The sequence below is a fragment of the Brasilonema angustatum genome (genome assembly GCF_059505445.1).
Map to the genome: position 1 here is coordinate 46,129 of NZ_JCACKO010000154.1, position 18,634 is coordinate 64,762.

Consider the following 18,634-nt stretch of genomic DNA (forward strand, 5'->3'; position numbering starts at 1 on the left):
CGTAGATTTGGATGATGTTGAACAACAACAAGCGATCGACTCAGAACTCCCAGACTCGCAGTCCTCATCCGACGTAGATTTGGATGATGTTGAACAACAACAAGCGATCGACTCAGAACTCCCAGACGATGAGGATCCGCAGATAGATGATTTAGATGAGGAGTCATCCGACGAAGAAAACACAGTAGTTATATCACCCACTCCATCCCCACAAAAGGAGATACCAACCCAGAATAACGATTACTCTATGCCTGGGGATGTTCCAATGCTGCCCCAGTTCCAAGTTCTCACGCGAATGCAAGCGATAGAGAAAATATTGCGAGAGAATGCTGGAAGTGTCTGTCATATAGACTTCGTTGTGCGCTCACTTTTTGGCGATTTAGAGCCAAGTGTGTTCAAAATTGTCAAAAGTCGCATCCAATCCTCTCTGACACACGGCAAAGAAAAGAGTTACTGGGCTGCCGTTCCGGATGAGCCAGGGTGTTATACCCTGGATTTAAGCTTGATAACACCACCAAATGGTAAAGTCAAATCCAAGATAATCAAACCTAAAAAGAAGAAACCCTTCCTACTCCCCAAGGCAAAAAGGGCATCAATGCTACCTGAATATGAAGGTAAGTTTTTGATTGATGCCATCTGCATACTCTTGCAGAAAAATTCCGGGAAAATCTTCAGTGTAGCTGATGTCATTACAGGACTTTATGGAGAACTCAATGCTGAACAACTAGCAGAGATAAAAACTGCGGTGCATAATGAGCTTTCTAGAGGTCATCGGATAGGAAGATTCTCTAGAGTTCCAGAAAAAACTGGTTATTATACTTGGGATTTAAGTAAAATCCGGAAAAAATAGCCTCGTGCTCGCAACTTGAGAAGTCAAAAGGGGTTTGCACTGTGGAATGGCAAATCCAAAATTCACAAATTTTAACTCAGCTTCTTTTAGCTGAGTTGCAAATACAGGGCGACTCCAAATGACTTCTGCAAGCGTTGCCTTAATGTTCTGGATAACGTCACGGAGCTTTCTTACTCCAAGCATCCTCCCAAAGTTACTGCGCATTTGCTGGTCTCGACCCAGGTTGTACTGTGACTTGCACGGTTGTGTTATTACGTTGCAGTTGCATTTGCACGTTTGCCCCAACGCCACTTTTATCAATTATCTGCTGCACTGTATCCGCAGTGGTAACAGATTGATTGTTGATTTGTTGGATGACATCTCCTGGACGTATTCCGGCTCTATCAGCCGGAGAACCAGGAAGAACGCGGACAATCAGAATGCCTTGGTTTGCTTGCACGCGGACGTTACTATTAGAAAGGCTGTTAATCCGTTGCTTAAGTTCAGGTGTCAGGGATACCATCTGAATCCCTATGAAGGGATGTTCAACTTTGCCCTGAGTAATTAATTGTTGGGCAATTCGCTCGGCTGTGTCGATGGGAATCGCAAAGCCTATTCCTTGAGCCCCCTGGATAATAGCTGTGTTGACCCCAATAACTTGACCACGAGCATTTAGCAGTGGTCCGCCGGAGTTTCCAGGATTAATGGCTGCGTCAGTTTGAATATAACCAACGCGGTTATCAGATGCACCGATATCACTAATAGAACGATCCGTTGCACTAACAACGCCCACTGTTACCGTTTCTTGCAAACCTAAGGGATTCCCGATTGCGATCGCCCACTGTCCTGGCTGAACCCGCTGAGATGTTGCCAGTTCTACAGTTGGCAGGTTATTTAGTGGAACTTGCACAACCGCAATATCAGTCAATTTGTCTTGTCCCAAGACTTTTCCTTCAACAGTACGACCGTCGGACAATGATACTGATACTGTATCAGCATCGTTGACAACGTGAGCATTTGTGAGAATCTGTCCATTAGCATTAATCACAAAACCAGAACCAACACCACGCACCACTTTCTCTTGAGGCTGTGCTGGTATCTGCCGACCAAAAAACCGTTGATAGAATGGGTCATTTAAGATCTCTGGGACTTGGCTTCTGACAGTTCTGGAAGTATTAATTTGCACTACCGCAGGTTCAACCTTATTTACCACAGCAACTACAAAGTTATTATCCTCTGGAGTTGGTGTCAGAGGACGGTTATTTGGAGTAGCAGACTGTTGGACTGGTTGAGCATTAGCAGTATTAGTCTCCTGTGAAGGTTGCACGTTTCTGGATGAGTTTATTGAGCAGCCACTCAAAAATGTTATTCCTACTCCCAGAAGTGGTAAAAATAAGTGAGTTATCGGTTTTTTACAAAAGAATATGTTTGTGAGATTATTTTTTTTATCGAAACCATCTATCTTTAATTTTCTAAGCTTTTGATTGTCATTTGGGTGTTTTTTGTTCATAAGACTTTATATATCTTATATCTTAGTGTCTGGTGAAAATAATCTCCTTATTTCATATTTATATTTGATGATGCTTATTGTCATCTACCATAAGAAAGTTATTACTTATCAGTTACCAGTTGGTGTTGATTTTTCGCTTTAACTGAACCGTATTGGGTTAAAAGGCAGTTAGAAAAGCGGATTTATTATAACAGTCAAGCCTGTTAGTATGGGTATTTTACTGTGTTACTCAACAAAAAATAATTTTTCTTTTCCATTAGATAGAACACAGATTAATTATAAAGGCACAGGAATGCTGTGCCCTCACCATATGGTTTATAATAGACCTCTTGCAAAAGTGAGATTATACGAGGTTCTGTTAAGAGTTAAATGTTCAGAATTCCCTGTTAAGCGTTCCCTACTTCTGCAAAAAGTCTAATCTATGTTTTTAAAAGCGCGGTCATTCGTAAATCGTAATAACCTCAATGACGAATGAGAATTGACAAATTAAGAACTATATGTATCTTGTGCTTCAATGTTTATGGCTGCATTCTCCTGTTGAGCATCTTCTAAAGTAATGGGTACCGATTGAACGTGCCAAATATCTCGGGCGTATTCGCGAATTGTACGATCAGAAGAAAAGTAGCCCGCCCGCGCCGTGTTGAGAATTGACATCAACAACCACTTGTCTTGATTACGATATGCCTCACTCACCTGTTGTTGACACTCAATGTAGGACTGGTAATCAGCAAACAGTAAATAATCGTCTCGGTTTTTGAGAGACTCTACCAGTGGTTTAAACAAATCCCTGTCACCTTTGGAAAAGTAACCGGATTCTATCTGGTCAATTGCTTGTTTAAGCTGAGGATTACTGTTGTAATAATCCCACGGATGGTAGCCTGAGCTTCTGATTTGTGAAACTTGCTGTGCCGTCAGTCCAAAGAGAAAGAAATTTTCGTGTCCGACGCGGTCCCGAATTTCAATATTCGCCCCATCCAGTGTACCAATCGTCAATGTACCATTCATCGCAAACTTCATGTTACTCGTGCCAGAAGCTTCCTTACCAGCAGTCGAGATTTGTTCCGAAACGTCAGCAGCTGGATATATTCGCTGTGCTAATGCCACATTGTAGTTTGCCAAGAAAACCACTTTCAGGCGATCGCCTATATCCGGATCATTATTCACCACATCCGCGACTGAGTTGATCAACTGAATAATCAACTTTGCCATTGCATAACCAGGTGCAGCCTTACCAGCAAAAATCACAGTTCGCGGGACAACATCCACATTGGGATTCTGTTTGATTTGGTTATAAAGTGTTATTACGTGCAGCAAATTCAAATGCTGACGTTTGTACTCGTGCAGTCGTTTCACCTGTATATCAAACAAGGAATTGGCATCAACATGAATACCATTTGTTTGCAGAATGTACTCTGCTAAGTCCTGCTTATTCTCCTGCTTAATTTGACGCCATTGCTCGCGAAATTCTTGCTCATCTACAAATGCTTCTAACTGCTTGAGTTCTTCCAAATTCTTAATCCAACCCTTACCAATTTTATTTGTTATGTGGAGGGCTAGTTTGGGATTGGCTACCAAAATCCAACGACGAGGGGTGACTCCATTGGTTTTGTTGCTGAATTTTTCGGGAAACAGTTCGTAGAAGTCTCGAAACAAGTCGTTTGTCAGGAGTTCGGTGTGTAATGCTGCGACACCGTTGATAGCATGACTACCCACACAAGCAAGATGAGCCATTCTTACCTGTTTTTCCCCGCCTTCTTCGATCAGCGACAGTCGGGCAGCTTTTTGATTATCTCCGGGATACTTGGCACGAACTTCGTCCAGGAAACGTTGGTTAATCTCGAAAATAATTTCCAAGTGTCGAGGTAGAAGTCTGCCAAACAAACTAAACGGCCAACGTTCTAATGCTTCGGACAACAATGTATGATTAGTGAAACCAAAGCTTCTTTGGGTGATGTCCCAAGCTTTGTCCCATTCTAGCTGATGTTCGTCTAGCAGTAGTCGCATGAGTTCGGCTACACCAATGGTAGGGTGGGTGTCATTAATTTGCAGGGCAAATTTATTGGGGAAATTGTCAAAGTTGTCGTCGTGTTGCAAGAAGTTGCGGATGATATCTTGCAGAGAACAGGAAACAAAGAAGTATTGCTGCTGTAAGCGGAGTTCTCGGCCTTGGTAATTATTGTCGTTGGGATAGAGGACTTTGGTAATATTCTCAGAGAAGACTTTATCAGCAACGGCATTAGCAAAGTCCCCACTGTTGAAAATCTGCAAGTTAAATTCATCACTGGCTTTGGCACTCCACAAACGCAGGGTGTTCACAGTGTTGGAGTTGTAGCCAACAATTGGCGTGTCGTAGGGTGTGCCCAAGACGGTTCTTTCTGGAATCCAACGCACTTGGTAGCGTCCCTGCTCATCCGTGAAAGCTTCGGTGTGTCCACCAAATTTGACTTCCATAGTATAATCAGGACGAGGAATTTCCCAAGGATTGCCAAAACGTAGCCAGCGATCCGGAACTTCCACTTGAGCGCCGTTGCGAATCTCCTGTCGAAAGATGCCATATTCGTAGCGAATACCGTAGCCAATGGCAGGAATTTCTAAGGTTGAGAGGGAATCCAGAAAGCAAGCAGCCAGTCGTCCTAAACCGCCGTTGCCTAATCCTGGTTCATCTTCCTGTTCCATCAGGTCGTACAAATCATACCCTGACTCTTGCACCACTTGACGGGCTTTATCATGAAGTCCGACATTTGTCAAGTTTTTTTCGAGTTGTCGTCCAATCAGGTATTCGGCAGACAGGTAGCAAACGACTTTAACATCCTTGTGAAAGTAAGTTTGCTCAACAGTCTTCAGCCAACGTTGCAGCAGGCGATCCCGTACAGTATACGCCAGTGCCATATAGTAGTCATGTGCTGTTGCCCAACCTTTATCTTTTGCCTGAATGTAATAGAGGTTATCGAAAAAAGCACGTTTGAGCGTTTCAACGTCCATTCCCGTGCGATCGTCCTGCACTTGGATGGCGGCGTGTTCTGTACGACGAATGTGCTTTTTCCAATGAGGAATATGCCTGCCATTGTGTTTTTTCAAGTCGTTGCCATTATTCATGGTTGCAATTTCCAAACAGTTATAGCGACGTGAAGTCACCATTGCAACTTTAAAATAACGGCTATATTTTTTACCTCTAACCAAGGAAACAATAGCGAAGTGTCAGGTTGTTTTCAACGAAATATTTTGTCATTTCTTAAGCTTTTTCCTCAACCTTGGATGTTGGGAAGTACTTTTGTAATACCTCCCCAACCAACAAAAAGAATATTCCACTCAGAATTCCTATTCCCATGATGTTCAATTCAACGCTACCAAATCCTCCTACAAGATCAGGATTGATAAGTGTTATAATGAGTAATGAAATAGCCGAAAAACTACTTATTGTTAAAGACAGCTTAACGCTTGTTTTCGAGAAGTTATAGCGTTCCGTTTGAGCGATTAAATAAGCAACAAAAGGAGCAAACACCGCTCCTACATATGCTGCATAAAAATACACAATCAGATTAACAATCTCCCCACCTTTCAAAGCAACGGCAAGACCAAACAGAGCATTTGCAGCAGTGACGAGTATACGACTCCAGGTAGATGTCGGCAGAATGTTAAAGTCCAAAATAGTCTTGGTTTGCACTCGCAAGATGCTGCTGCCAATACCCAGCGCGGGAACCAGTAAAGACACAATCACCAGTATACCCAAAGGCTTGTCGATGCCACCGCCGACCCAGGCTAGGATAAACGGGAGAGTTTCTTTACCATCAATACCAGCAGGCAAAATTCCTGCGTTCTGTGCTGCGACAACAACTGTTGAAGGTAAAAAAGCAAGCAGTAGCAGCAAAATTGCGGCTAAAGTACATCCTCGATACAGGCTGTGTACATCTTTTGCCTGAACAAGAAACTGCTGATACTTCATATCTATAGGTACCAGCAGAATTGTAGACAATGAGACGCCCACTATAGTTGGCAAACTCATATGCTTGAGTGAGCTAGCAAATTCTATGGGCGATCGCACATAATCACCAAAAGCGTGTAACACCCACAGTCCATAAAGCAAAGCCAAAAAGTTCAGAATCAGTAACCCCCGCAATATCCAGCCTGCTTTTTCTATTGGGAGTAGGGAAATGATTGCAAACAGGATAGCCAAAACAACCATCGTCGGGAGAGTGGGTATTCCGAAAACCTTGAGGATAAAAGCTCCAGAAATCAACTGAACAGCTTCAATACCAATCAGCGATAACCAGGACATCAGGCTGACAAAAACTTTTACCCCATCTCCATAGGCAGAACCTAGCAATGTCCAAATTGGCTCTGTTCGCTTCCAGTAAAATTTTGCCAGTCCTAAAAGAGCTATTGTACCAAAGCCAAGGGAGACAGTATAAAGACTGCCAGCAGCCCCTAAAGTTAGGGATTTCTCAGCTGTTCCCAAAACAAACCCCAAACCGTAATGCGCGGATACTAGCAGGGCTGCTAGCGAGAAGGTGTCGAGTCTGCGCTCTAAAGCCATATTGGCATCTGCTCCACAAATTTTTTTTAAATTTCCCCGTGAATTTTTACTGGCTCGTGGCTAAACTTCATTAACTCGTAAAGATCATAAGCATATAAATCTTCCTGACTTGGCTCGTCAGTCTGACTTGTTGCCACAATTGGGTCATTGTATGCTTTCGTTCTACCAATCAATAAAAGTTTTTTTCCGGCACACTCTCCAATTAATCTGAATTGATGCTCGGGAAAAAAGTTGACTTCATCTGTATATAACGTCTGATTTTTTATCGGCATATTTTCTCCTCAGTTCTAAGAATTGGTGCAACTGGTTAAAATTTCTTCTCAACCTTTAGTTGGGAAAGATGCTGATTCTTCGTAGTCAAGGGAATTCCTAGTATAGATGCACACAATTACTTGATTTTTTGACTTTTGAATTCACAAAAGATACAGGATATTCCCTAAACTAAATCAACAGATATATGTCTACACTGCCAGTTTTGATAGCAATGCCAGCAAGGAGAACCTGGAGACAACAGCTTGGAATCAGCAGATGCCATAGGTACTCCTTCCAATGCCGACGGAGTTAGCTGACGGGCTAAGACTGGAAGGTGTCTCTCCATTCAAGATTCGCCCCAATACATTGGTTCCTCCGCTTCTAACCCAGGTTTGAAGTTTTTCAACAACCAGACTGGATTGAATTAGGCAAGTTTCACCCATACATTAACTAAAACTATACTGAAACGTCCAAACAGTCAATGCATCTTAACTTTCCACCTCAGGACGAGTGCTATTTAACAACTTATCTAGTTAATATTTACGGTGAATTGTATTAATAATACTCTTATGATGGATGCTTCAGTAATTGGTGAGGAAACGTATATGAGTAAAACCTCATATCTTTATAAATTATACCCAAGAATAAAAAGATTGCTCAGGTAGTGAAACACCTATTTTTTAGGGGAACTGCAAGCGCCATGACTGCCGTACTTGTCAAGTTTAAAAATTAGCAACAGCCTTAATTGGCTGTTACTAGTTAGGAAAAATCATATGATTGACCAAATTGTAAACCAAATTTTAACAACAAGCACCATAGCAGACTTTCAAGCTAAAAAATTTCCGTTGCTATCTAGGTATTTATCACGCCCAGACAACGCGCGAAAGCAGGAATTTCCTCTATATGTAAAGTTTTCAATGTTACCACTTTGTGTGGCGATGCTCCGGAGGACCAAAACAAGCAAGGGGGCAGGGAGTCGGGAGCAAGGGAGAATACTTGCTGCCTCCTTCTTGCGAAACGAAGTGGAGCAGGGGTATCAACCTCCGCCCATATCGCCAAAAATTGGGCGCACTAAATCAGTCGCGCTTATCTTGCCCCGACTGCATTCCTCTCCCCCTCTCCGGTGCTCCGGTGCTCCCTAGCTCTTTTTGACTACAGTTCTTGTGTATCTACTTGTGGGTGATAGTAGTCTTGAACGCATTTACTAGTCGCTTGTAGGATTGAGGCGTGACCTTCAGGACTTAGCTGTGGGAATGTTGACTCTACGCTAGTCAGATAAGAGGTAAAATCGCTTTCACTAGGATGAAATAACTCTTGCCCGATGACGAGTGCGGCATAAGTTTCAGACATCTTAGTACTGAATCCGTGATGGCTGAGTCCATCAATGATGTAGCGATATATCCAGTTAGCGTCAGGGTCTTGCTCAATCGATTTAGAAGCAACAGCCATGAAGTCTTGATATTCAGTCATTGGGGTTACTCCTTTGGTTGTGACTCCTTTTGTTGTGATGGCTTTACGAAGTTTAACCATTCTTTAGTTAAACACATAAAACACGGGTCAGCTACCAACTTTATAGAATTATAAGCTTTCCTACAGATGTTTTAGTTTTGTACACAGAGGATGCCTACACAGTTCGTTCCACACAAATACTCTCGTAAGCTTATTAACTTCGCACCTCAGGATGAGTGCTATTTAACAACTTATCTGGTTAATATTTACGGTGAATTGTATTAAGAATGCTCTTATGGTGGATGCTTCGGTAATTGGTGAGGAAGTGATTGCTACAAACCTAAAGCAGTTTCTTTTGGTACTTGCAGTTTCTTTAGGGGTGGCGACAATATCACAGATATTTAGCTGGTTTCGGCAAATACCTTACACCCTACTTTTAGTGATTGTGGGGTTAGGATTGGCTTTTGCCGATGTCCACTTAGTGGATCTTTCTCCAAAATTAATTTTGTTTATTTTTTTACCACCATTACTTTTTGAAGCAGCATGGAATTTAAAATGGTCGAACTTAAAGCGGGATTTGCTACCAATTACTTTATATGCAGTCCTTGGGGTTGTGATTTCAATATTAGGGGTAGCAATAGGTTTAAATAAATTTGCAGGACTCTCACTCACAACGGCTTTACTAATCGGAGCTAGTCTTTGTGCGACTGATCCAGTTTCAGTCACTGCTTTATTTCGGGAATTGGGCGTTCCTAGTCGTCTGACAACATTAATTGAAGGTGAAAGCTTATTCAATGATGGCATGGCAGTTGTTGCTTTTAGTTTTTTGGTGCAACTGCCTTTAGGAACAGCTGAATTAGAGTTCAAACCAATTGTGATACAACTTTTTGCAGTTGTTGGTATTGGTATGGCGGTGGGAGGACTCATTGGCTTTGGGATCTCCTACCTCACCCAACGTTTCGATTTACCACTTGTGGAACAGTCTTTAACTTTGGTTTCTACCTACGCTACATATCTTATTGTTGAAGACTTAGGTGGCTCTGGAGTCATTGGGGTTGTGACGACAGGGCTGATTTTGGGCAATTTTGGTTCTCGGATTGGTATGAACCCGCGTACTCGGGTTATCGTAACTGAGTTCTGGGAGTTTCTAGCGTTTTTTGTTAACTCAATTGTCTTTTTATTGATTGGCGATCAGATACGGTTTGCGAGTTTGGGGGAAAACTTAACAATCATTGCAGTGACAGTAGGGGTAATGATTTTAATTCGGGCAGTTGCAATCTTGTCTTTAAGTCAGTTAAGCAATCTTCTACAAGCATCCAAAGTTACCTTACCTGAACAAACTATACTCTGGTGGGGCGGGGTGCGCGGTTCTGTTTCTATTGCTTTGGCATTGAGTGTACCCACAATTTTAGTAGAGCGAGAAAAAATTATTGCCACAGTATTTGGTGCAGTGTTATTTACCCTACTGTTCCAAGGATTGAGTATCAAACCTTTATTACAAAAGCTTAATTTTCTGGGTGACCAGTCCTTACGTGAGCGATATTTAGAGATAGTTGCACGGATTGTTGCTCTCAATCGTGTTTTGCAACACCTTCAAGTAGACCAAAGACCTGGTGTAGATCCAGAGTTTTATCGCTATCAAGAAGCACTGGTTAAAGGAGGAATTGAAAATTTAGAAGCGGAAATTAACCAGCTACAGGATGAGTATCCAAATATCCGCAACTTTCCGGCTCAACAACTCCGAGGAGAACTTCTGGCAATTGAAGCAGATACTTATGCTGAATTTACCCGGACAGGTCGGTTAAATAAAGAACTTTCTTCATTACTGGAAGATGTTTTGCAAGATGGTGAGCAGATTTGAAAAACACAAGTAAATTCTTCTACATTTAGAAGATTCGAGATATCTTTGCGACGTTGGTTTCTGATAAAATCCTTACGGTAAAAACATACTCCGACTGAAGTAACATAACGCTCGTAAAAGAGTCGTATCTATCAAAGTTATGATAACAGCTAATGTTGACACAAATCTATTAGATCAAGACTCTTCTAATTGGTCTGCCTTGTTGCAGCAACTGTTAGAGCGTCAATCACTTTCGGTATCTCAAGCTTCTAACTTAATGTCTGGTTGGCTACAAGAAGTTATTCCCCCTGTATTATCGGGTGCTATTTTAGCAGCAATTCAAGCGAAGGGAGTGTCTGCCGAAGAGTTACTTGGGATGGTTGAGGTTCTATATTCCCAATCTAACAAACCAGCGCAACGAGATTTGATTGTTGGCACCTCACCACTTGTTGATACTTGTGGTACTGGGGGAGATGGAGCTTCAACATTTAATATTTCCACCGCTGTTGCTTTTGTGAGTGCTGCTGCTGGGGTAAAAGTGGCTAAACATGGTAATCGTTCAGCATCTGGAAAAACTGGATCAGCAGACGTGTTAGAAGCTTTGGGTGTTAATCTTAAAGCAAGTCTGGAGAAAACTCAAGAAGCTGTGAGGGCAGTTGGCATGACTTTCTTGTTTGCACCCGATTGGCATCCCGCTCTCAAAGTTATCGCTCCTTTACGAAAAACTCTCAAAGTACGCACAGTTTTTAATTTGTTAGGTCCATTAATCAACCCCTTAAAACCAACAGGACAGGTTATTGGTGTCAACTCTCCGGTTTTGGTAGAAACTTTTGCTAAAGTTCTAAATCAATTAGGGACTCGCCGAGCAATTACACTTCACGGACGCGAAAAATTAGACGAAGCAGGGTTGGGAGATAAAACTGACTTGGCTGTGTTGTCAAATCAACAAATACACCTGATCGAAATCTCTCCACAAGAGTTAGGCTTAAACCCCGTTCCCATTAGTGAACTACGGGGTGGGGATGTCGAAGAAAATGCAGAAATTCTCAAAGCTGTGCTTCAAGGTAAAGGCACTGGGCCACAACAAGATGTGGTTGCTCTCAATGCAGCGTTTGCACTGTTTGTGGGTGAAGCAGTACCAGATCAAGCAGATGATTATCAAACTTTTTCTCAAGCTGTTATAGTTGCCAAGGAAATTCTCCAAAGTGGACTTGCTTGGAAGAAGTTGGAACAGCTTGCTCAATTTCTGAAGTGAAAGATAATCTGCAAGAACAATAACATTTGTAGAGATACAGAGGGAACAGGGAACGCTTAACAGGCAAGAAGCAGGATGGTGTTTCTTACTCCTTTCCCGCCAGAAGAATACCTAATTTAACGATTAGCAACAAGACGAGGACAGTCGCGTGGGCGGGTTTCCCGACTTGAGCGAACTGTCCGTCGCCAAGGACGCCAAGAAAATCAAAAAGAAGATAGGTAATCTTGCACCGGAAAGGGAGTAATTATGTTGCTAGCGGTGAGACTATTTCACGAAATTCTAGATACAAATCCTCTCCCTTGTCCTCCTTATCTCCCTGTTTTCCAAATGTATCAACCTTTAAGTGAAATAGTATGAGATCAGCGCTCTTGGTAGAGTTTTCTATTGCCAGTGTATCAAATCATGATTGATTATTTTTATCGTCATCTCCTAAGATATGAAGTAATTTTTTTGCACCCAAAGCACCCATAACTTTATCACCAACAACTTCCACAGCCTGTACTACTTTCTTGCCAACATCATGGAGATTTATGTGGTGGTGAAAAATCTCCTCATTTAGCCACTCGGCAGTAGCTTTCAAATTATGAATTGGTGTTGGCAATAACCTTAAATAAGTGGCTTGGCGGATTAAATGAGCAGGTTCACCCTTGACCTCTAAAACGTCGTAAATGTTAGCAGCAGCATCATTTAATCCAAGTTTGAGGAGAGTACCACGTAAGCTTACTTTGACAGGTTTGGGGTCATTTCCTAAAGCTATAGCTTTTAAATTCTGAGCAATTGTTACTCCTTGTTGATAGGCAACTTGTGCAGTTGGTGGAAATGAAGCACCTTCTACAACAGCACAATCACCTCCTACAAAAACTTCAGGAAAATCAGGTAGTTGTAAGGTTTGAGTGACTTTCAATCGACCGCGCTTGTCTCGATGTTCATCTGGAATTGGTAAGTCTTTAATTAGCGGATGGGTAGTAGTACCAGTGGTCCAAATTGTGGTGCACGTTAGGAGTGTCTCAGATTTATCATCACGCTGATACTCAACTGTGCTGGGACTTATCGCTGTAACTTTTGCTCCCAAAAGCACCTCTATTTCCACAGTGCGTTTCTGCAAACTTTTCTGTGCAATTTCACGCATGGAATCCCTGTCACCTTTAAGGATTTCCTTGCTGTTGTTGATGAGTACGATCCGCACTTCTTGAGGGTTACCTTTGAGTGCTGCATACCAATCCGGTAAAAAATCTGCTAAAGTGGCTGCCATTTCCACACCTGAAGGACCACCACCAATGACTGCAACTGTGAGTAGTTTACGACGTTGTTCTGGATCTTCGGTTTGTGCGGCTTTTTGCAAACACTTACGCAAATGTTGATCAATGGCGATCGCATCTTTTTGCGTCCGAAAAGGTAGAGCATACTCTTTTGCGCCCTCAACGTCAAAGTAGCCAGTGACGCTACCTAAAGCTAAAACTAAGTTGCTGTAGTTGTAAGAAGTTCCAGAAGTTAATTTGACTTGTCGTTGATGTAAATCAATCGATTCTACTGTATCTTGAACAAAAGTTACACCGCTACCCTTGAGTAATTCTGTAAAACGTGGTACAACCTGAAAAGAATCCATTTCACCACTAAAATACTCATAGAGTAATGGCTTAAAGCAAAAGCGTTCGTTGCTATCAATTAAGATGATTGAGTGAGGATAGTCTTGGTTAGCAAGATGCAACGCTGTAAAAAGCCCACTAAAGCCACCACCTAAAATAATTGTCTGAGAAACTGGATTGCTCATAACTAATAAACTCGATTGCTCATAAAATGATTTTTCTCCTATGGGTTTAAAAAAAACGTAGTCAAAGTAACCTAACAGGATGCTTGGAAAGTGTCGTATTGTACCAAAATTTATTGAGAATCCTTCTAAATCCAAGCGGCTGTGATGATTTGAAGTATAGCCACTCATGCCGTGTTTGTGGTAAAAACAACAGCGAGCATATTGTTGGAATTATCGCATAAGTAAAGCCATAGAACTATTTCGTACAACAAACTAATATAAGTAAAGAACATTGATTTATATGAATGGATTTCAATAAATATGCTGAAACAATTCTCTTTGAATTTTAACAATTTTCCATTAGGTAGAAAGCTAACTGTATTACTGCTCGTTATATTTATTGCAGGAATTACTTTGAGTGGTATAGCTTTGTCTCACATCCTAAATTACAAAGCTCAAGAGGAAGTGAGTTCAAATGGTAATTTGCTGTTCAAGACTATAAACTCTGTGCGAAATTACACAAATGATGAAGTCAATCCCGAGTTGGAAGCACGCTTAGGAAAGGATGAATTTGCAGCACAGACTATCCCTGCTTACTCAGCACGGAAAGTTTTTGAAAAGCTACGAAATGAGGACGATGCCTATAAAGATTTTTTCTATAAGGAGGCGATGCTGAATCCAACAAATATCCGAGATAAAGCTGATAGTGTTGAGACAGCACTTATACAAAAATTCCGTCAAGACAAGAATCTTAAAAATTTGTCAGGATTCCGTTCTTTTGATCAAGAGGATTTTTATTACATTGCGCGTCCCTTAGCCATAACTGAATCTAGTTGCTTGAGATGTCACAGCACACCAGATGTTGCACCCAAGAACATGATTGCGACTTATGGAACAGAAAATGGATTTGGGTGGAAATTGAATCTTATTAATGGTGTTCAGATAGTTTCTATTCCTGCTAGCCAAGTTTTCCAGAAAGCTAATCAATCGTTTTTATTGGTGATGGGAATCGTGACTATCATTTTTGCGATCGCCATATACATGGCTAACTTCTGGCTGACGCGATATGTTGTACGACCGATTAAACGTGTCGTCCGTGTTGCAGAAGCTGTGAGTATTGGTGATATGGATGCAGAGTTTGAGAAAGTGGGTAACGATGAGGTGGGCAGTTTGGTGGAAGCTTTCACACGGATGAAGATAAGTTTAGTTATGGCAATCAAAAGTTTTGAACGATATCGTGGAGGAAATTAGTAAACTATTAGACAAGATTGCAAAAGTAACAATTACCACTCTTGTGGGGAAAGGGGAAAGGTTTTTTCTTATTCTTTTCTCCCTTACCCTTTTCCCTACAACTGCCACGAAGTCTATTGTTTACTGATTGTTGAAAATTATAGCGGTTTTCAATTGCGTGCAATACAGTAGAGACCATACTGTACGCTCTCTACACACCGTTGTATATTTGATTGAAACGAGAATCGCTATAAAAATTGATAATGGCTCCCAAATTACAAGACAAAACAATTGATAACAAATCTAACTTAAACTGGTCATCAGAAACCGAACTCGTCGGGTTAGTATTTGAGTTCGTCACGCAAGCAGATGCTTCTATTTACCCTCAGTACACGATTGGACTGCACGCTTGGTTTCTTGACCAAGTGCGTTCCTATGATCCAGAACTCTCTGCATACCTCCACAATGGCGAGTCAGAAAAACCGTTTACGATTTCTGCATTAGATGGAGAATTAGTCAGCAGTGGTAGGCAAGTGCAACTTGCTGCCAACAACTCTTACTACTGGTATGTCACAGTGTTGTCGAGTCGAGTCTCACAATGGATGGAACAATGGGTGCAAAATCTACCAAAAGAACTTAACTTGCGAAATGCATTTTTGCAGATTCGCTCTTGCAAGATTGCTCATGCTCCCACAACTTATGCTGAACTGCTAAACTCTGAACATGGAGAAACTGTTAGCTTAAAATTTCTCAGCCCGACTAGTTTCCGTCGCAAAGGTCATCATTTCCCCTTACCAATGCCAACGAATGTTTTTCACAGTTATTTACGTCGTTGGAATGACTTTTCTGGGATGTCTGTTGATCAGGAGGCGTTTCTGGCTTGGGTGGATGATAACGTTTTAATTACCCGTCACCAACTCACATCTATGAAAGTCTTAGCAGGTAAGAAAGGTGCAGTAACGGGATTTACAGGAACTATAGAATTTGGTTTGACCAAAGAAGCTTCCAAACAACCAGACTTTTGCAAGCTATTTTATGCTTTGGGAAAGTTCGCACCTTACTGTGGTACTGGTCATAAAACGACGTTTGGATTAGGTCAAACACGCTTGGGTTGGTCATCGCAAGCAGCACCAGAAGTACCTGATGTGCAAAGCTTACTAGCAAAACGTATTGAGGAACTGACAGCAATCTTTAAGTCACAACGTAAGCGGACTGGAGGCGATCGCGCAGAAGAAATAGCAACGAAATGGGCAACAATCCTGGCGCGGCGGGAAATGGGGGAGTCGTTGCAGGCGATCGCCCAAGATTTGGAAATGCCTTATGAGACGGTGAAGACTTATGCGAAGTTAAGTCGTCGGGCTTTAAAATCAGACTAGTTTCCTATGATTTCTAAAACTGGTGTCCACCAGTCGCGTCGCTTCTCCTCGTTCTACTTTCACCAAGTTTTCCCTTGAGGTGGCAATGGTAAGATACAGAGGAATACCGTTATCAACCGCCGCCAGTACCAAAGCAGCAGATAGAGTTTTTGTCCCCCCTGTGTAGTCAGCAAGAATTTCATCATCAGGCGCTTCTTGTTGGAGATGGTGAATGCACTTGTGAATTTTGAGATAGCATTCTGATAAATCGTCGGGGTTTTGGATGAGAATTAAATCTCGTTCTGGTTGAAAGCTTTCTCCCAGTTTTACTTGCGTGGGAATATTTGGTAATCTGTCAATCACTTCGCTTCCACGTCGGACTTCGCAAGGTGTTCCTTCGCCAATGACTTGGGACTTGCTTCCTTTGTCACCATCCGAGGCGATGAAGATGATGCGATTGGGTTGGAGGCTGTGAATTGCGGTGACGATGGGTTGGAAGGAACCGCCGACAGTGACGAGGAGAATTTTGGGCATATATTACATTCAATAAGCTGGTTTGATTTTTATTCAAAGAAAGGACTATATAGTTTCATCCTTCAAATTCCATACAGTAATAATGGTTTGGAGTTCTTTAATGATGGCTTCAGTTTGATGAAGAATATCTTTTGCATTTTTAGGATTTTTACGGAATCCTGCATGTAGAACATCATTACGTAGATTAGCTAAATTAAATTCCCCACCCCATAATTTGTTTAATTGCTTTTTCTTTTGTTTTGGAAGTTTCAACCATTCGTCCAAATATCTTGATTCTTTAATAGTGTTATCTTCCTTATCCTTAATTTTGCCTCCATTTAGCAAAAGTTCCATCTCTTCTCTGCTTTCTTTATCTAAAGGATCTAAGTTAAAGTGATAGCATAGTAAGGAAGGCAGCCACTCTCTTGCCATAGATAATGCTTGAACTGTTTGTCCTTTTGCTGCATACCATTCCACCATCTTCAGTTGGCGCAACAGAGACGCTTGAGCGTTTTTCTGATAGTCAATTGGGTTTGCCAATCCAAAATCACAGTAATCTTTTTTTACACGCTCTAGCAAACTAACAAATGGTGGTACAGACTGAGAAATAATGGGTGCAGCCTCTGCAATATGTTGTGGTAAATTAGCGGCTTTTTGCATAACATCCATCGGTCGCAACAGTTGCAACCCTTGAGCAATCCCATCTATACTTGTTGCTAAATTTTCGGTTTTGGAGTTACTACTGTGCAGCAAGCTTGCTAACGCCTGTCCATTACCTGTTTTAATGAATTGATCCGTAGCGGTTGTCCACTCCAAGAGGCTAACAATAGGCAACAGGTCAAAAGTGGGCGTTTCATTAGTTGCCTTATTTTTAGCTTCAAAGGCACCGTAGAGAAGCCCCTCAATATTCACACTTCGCACGACTCGTAGATAACTGACGGCAATCAATGCCACCACAGGTACAGAGCGAAAGCTGTGTGTGATATCAAATATAACGGTATCTCCATGCTCTAGACAGTTAGTTACCTGCTGAAATATCCACCAAATATCAGATGGGCTGTTTTGTTCAGGAATATTTTTGATTGGTTGCAAGTTTACCTTCTTATCCAATCGATTTTTGAGAGCATCCCAATTAGGTTCTGATGCCCCCTTTAGAGCAACTGTTTCTACTGTTTTGGTCAGCAAAACGTAGAGAGTTTCAGGCTTATAAAACTCAACTAACGCCTCTTGAAAGAAAGGAGTTTTATATCCCCCAGATCCACGTGGATTGAGGTAAGTAGTTTCATCATAATTATTAAACCCAAGAAACGAAATAATTTTCATAGTTTACATCCTTTCTTTTTCCAACTTGACTTGTGTTTGTCCCATTCCCAAGCGCGTCTTCATCCCCGTACCCGAAAACTTTGCATATTGAACTAATAAATTAGCCACATTCGCCAGCAAAGAATCAGCACGGTTGAAAACTTGTAGTGTCACATCACCAACAAACCCATTGACATAACCCTTATGTAATTGCCAACTTTGGGTTTTCATTTTATGATGCTTAAGAAGAATTGCATTGCTAAGATAGGCAATTAATTCATCGCTTCCCAAATAAACGGGAGCAAAATGATTCCAACGTTCTAACCAACTGCGGAACATCAATGCAGGTACGGGTAAGGGTAATGGTGTGCTACCTTGTGCGAAAGCTGTTGGTGTGAGAAATTGCAAGTCAAATCGTCTGACTGGTTCTGGTTCATTTGCCACTAAAGTTGTGTATAGTTCCTCGTAGCTGGTGATTTCGTCTTCACGGTTGATGATGTTAAATTTAGCTCCGAGAAATTCTAGAGATTCTGATAAATTTAAAGCGGAAATGGTTTTCGCTGTAATATCTTGTAATCCACATAAAGATAATCGGTAAAACTCTTCTGGATGGAAAGTCAAAAAGTCTTTGGTAATAGTTGATAATCCAAGAATTCCTGAGAAAGCAATTGGAGGGATAGTTTCGCCTCCCATTTCTAACCCTAGTTCTTTGTGTAGTTGCTTAACGAGTTCTAAGCCGTAGGAACGGGGTAAAACGGTTGATTCGGATACGTTTAATATCCAGGTTGAACGAATTAGCATGAGCCTTATAAAGT

At 41.6% G+C, this 18,634-nt stretch carries 14 protein-coding genes and 1 riboswitch; of the genes, 5 read left to right on the forward strand and 9 right to left on the reverse strand.

Annotation, left to right across the window (positions count from 1 at the left end; translation table 11 throughout):
* Nucleotides 1-850, forward strand: an 850-nt coding sequence (locus AC5JM2_RS33855; RefSeq protein WP_495840274.1) for a hypothetical protein, incomplete at its 5' end; no start/stop codon positions are given.
* A 193-nt stretch (nucleotides 851-1,043) separates the two neighbouring features.
* Here AC5JM2_RS33855 and AC5JM2_RS33860 read toward each other — a convergent pair.
* From AC5JM2_RS33860 to AC5JM2_RS33880, 5 genes are all read right to left on the reverse strand, one after another.
* Nucleotides 1,044-2,339 (reverse strand): HhoA/HhoB/HtrA family serine endopeptidase, encoded by a 1,296-nt coding sequence (locus AC5JM2_RS33860; protein WP_495840276.1) that lies wholly within the window; start codon nucleotides 2,337-2,339, stop codon nucleotides 1,044-1,046.
* Between the two features lie 486 nt (nucleotides 2,340-2,825).
* Complete coding sequence (locus tag AC5JM2_RS33865; RefSeq protein WP_495840386.1) at nucleotides 2,826-5,321, reverse strand: glycogen/starch/alpha-glucan phosphorylase; 2,496 nt, start codon at nucleotides 5,319-5,321, stop codon at nucleotides 2,826-2,828.
* Nucleotides 5,322-5,571: 250 nt separating this feature from the next.
* Complete coding sequence (locus AC5JM2_RS33870; protein ID WP_495840278.1) at nucleotides 5,572-6,873, reverse strand: SLC5/6 family protein; 1,302 nt, start codon at nucleotides 6,871-6,873, stop codon at nucleotides 5,572-5,574.
* A 26-nt stretch (nucleotides 6,874-6,899) separates the two neighbouring features.
* Nucleotides 6,900-7,145, reverse strand: a complete 246-nt coding sequence (locus tag AC5JM2_RS33875; RefSeq protein ID WP_495840280.1) for a hypothetical protein — start codon at nucleotides 7,143-7,145, stop codon at nucleotides 6,900-6,902.
* Between the two features lie 263 nt (nucleotides 7,146-7,408).
* A riboswitch (cyclic di-AMP (ydaO/yuaA leader) is annotated at nucleotides 7,409-7,528 on the reverse strand.
* Between the two features lie 749 nt (nucleotides 7,529-8,277).
* Nucleotides 8,278-8,655, reverse strand: coding sequence for a hypothetical protein (locus AC5JM2_RS33880; protein WP_495840282.1), 378 nt, complete (start codon nucleotides 8,653-8,655; stop codon nucleotides 8,278-8,280).
* Nucleotides 8,656-8,869: 214 nt separating this feature from the next.
* Between AC5JM2_RS33880 and AC5JM2_RS33885 the strand changes: the two genes are divergently transcribed.
* On the forward strand, nucleotides 8,870-10,435 hold the full coding sequence (locus AC5JM2_RS33885; RefSeq protein WP_495840283.1) for a cation:proton antiporter: 1,566 nt from the start codon (nucleotides 8,870-8,872) through the stop codon (nucleotides 10,433-10,435).
* 139 nt (nucleotides 10,436-10,574) lie between these two features.
* Nucleotides 10,575-11,669, forward strand: coding sequence for an anthranilate phosphoribosyltransferase (gene trpD / locus AC5JM2_RS33890; RefSeq protein WP_495840285.1), 1,095 nt, complete (start codon nucleotides 10,575-10,577; stop codon nucleotides 11,667-11,669).
* 400 nt (nucleotides 11,670-12,069) lie between these two features.
* Here the strand turns inward: trpD and AC5JM2_RS33895 are convergent, their stop codons facing one another.
* Nucleotides 12,070-13,440, reverse strand: a complete 1,371-nt coding sequence (locus AC5JM2_RS33895; RefSeq protein WP_495840287.1) for an NAD(P)/FAD-dependent oxidoreductase — start codon at nucleotides 13,438-13,440, stop codon at nucleotides 12,070-12,072.
* 300 nt (nucleotides 13,441-13,740) lie between these two features.
* Between AC5JM2_RS33895 and AC5JM2_RS33900 the strand changes: the two genes are divergently transcribed.
* Both AC5JM2_RS33900 and cas6 (AC5JM2_RS33905) read left to right on the forward strand, forming a co-directional pair.
* Nucleotides 13,741-14,670: a Tll0287-like domain-containing protein gene (locus AC5JM2_RS33900; RefSeq protein WP_495840289.1), complete on the forward strand. Its 930-nt coding sequence runs from the start codon at nucleotides 13,741-13,743 to the stop codon at nucleotides 14,668-14,670.
* Nucleotides 14,671-14,912: 242 nt separating this feature from the next.
* Nucleotides 14,913-16,025, forward strand: coding sequence for a CRISPR-associated endoribonuclease Cas6 (gene cas6, locus AC5JM2_RS33905; protein ID WP_495840290.1), 1,113 nt, complete (start codon nucleotides 14,913-14,915; stop codon nucleotides 16,023-16,025).
* Here the strand turns inward: cas6 (AC5JM2_RS33905) and AC5JM2_RS33910 are convergent.
* From AC5JM2_RS33910 to cas6 (AC5JM2_RS33920), 3 genes are read right to left on the reverse strand one after another with little or no spacing between them, the layout of a single operon-like run.
* A complete protein-coding gene (locus tag AC5JM2_RS33910; protein ID WP_495840292.1) occupies nucleotides 16,017-16,538 on the reverse strand; it encodes a hypothetical protein in 522 nt (173 codons plus the stop codon). The genes cas6 (AC5JM2_RS33905) and AC5JM2_RS33910 overlap by 9 nt on opposite strands.
* 45 nt (nucleotides 16,539-16,583) lie before the next feature.
* Nucleotides 16,584-17,840 (reverse strand): TIGR02221 family CRISPR-associated protein, encoded by a 1,257-nt coding sequence (csx2, locus tag AC5JM2_RS33915; protein WP_495840294.1) that lies wholly within the window; start codon nucleotides 17,838-17,840, stop codon nucleotides 16,584-16,586.
* A gap of 3 nt (nucleotides 17,841-17,843) precedes the next feature.
* Nucleotides 17,844-18,620 (reverse strand): CRISPR system precrRNA processing endoribonuclease RAMP protein Cas6, encoded by a 777-nt coding sequence (gene cas6, locus AC5JM2_RS33920; protein ID WP_495840296.1) that lies wholly within the window; start codon nucleotides 18,618-18,620, stop codon nucleotides 17,844-17,846.
* Between the last annotated feature and the right edge of the window lie 14 nt (nucleotides 18,621-18,634).

Excerpts from the sequence above, each read along its gene's own strand:
- AC5JM2_RS33860 (WP_495840276.1), bottom strand. The coding sequence starts at position 2,339 with ATGAACAAAAAACACCCAAATGACAATCAAAAGCTTAGAAAATTAAAG.
- AC5JM2_RS33865 (WP_495840386.1), bottom strand. The coding sequence starts at position 5,321 with ATGGACGTTGAAACGCTCAAACGTGCTTTTTTCGATAACCTCTATTAC.
- AC5JM2_RS33870 (WP_495840278.1), bottom strand. The coding sequence starts at position 6,873 with ATGGCTTTAGAGCGCAGACTCGACACCTTCTCGCTAGCAGCCCTGCTA.
- AC5JM2_RS33875 (WP_495840280.1), bottom strand. The coding sequence starts at position 7,145 with ATGCCGATAAAAAATCAGACGTTATATACAGATGAAGTCAACTTTTTT.
- AC5JM2_RS33880 (WP_495840282.1), bottom strand. The coding sequence starts at position 8,655 with ATGGTTAAACTTCGTAAAGCCATCACAACAAAAGGAGTCACAACCAAA.
- AC5JM2_RS33885 (WP_495840283.1), top strand. The coding sequence starts at position 8,870 with ATGGTGGATGCTTCGGTAATTGGTGAGGAAGTGATTGCTACAAACCTA.
- trpD (WP_495840285.1), top strand. The coding sequence starts at position 10,575 with ATGATAACAGCTAATGTTGACACAAATCTATTAGATCAAGACTCTTCT.
- AC5JM2_RS33895 (WP_495840287.1), bottom strand. The coding sequence starts at position 13,440 with ATGAGCAATCCAGTTTCTCAGACAATTATTTTAGGTGGTGGCTTTAGT.
- AC5JM2_RS33900 (WP_495840289.1), top strand. The coding sequence starts at position 13,741 with ATGCTGAAACAATTCTCTTTGAATTTTAACAATTTTCCATTAGGTAGA.
- cas6 (WP_495840290.1), top strand. The coding sequence starts at position 14,913 with ATGGCTCCCAAATTACAAGACAAAACAATTGATAACAAATCTAACTTA.
- AC5JM2_RS33910 (WP_495840292.1), bottom strand. The coding sequence starts at position 16,538 with ATGCCCAAAATTCTCCTCGTCACTGTCGGCGGTTCCTTCCAACCCATC.
- csx2 (WP_495840294.1), bottom strand. The coding sequence starts at position 17,840 with ATGAAAATTATTTCGTTTCTTGGGTTTAATAATTATGATGAAACTACT.
- cas6 (WP_495840296.1), bottom strand. The coding sequence starts at position 18,620 with ATGCTAATTCGTTCAACCTGGATATTAAACGTATCCGAATCAACCGTT.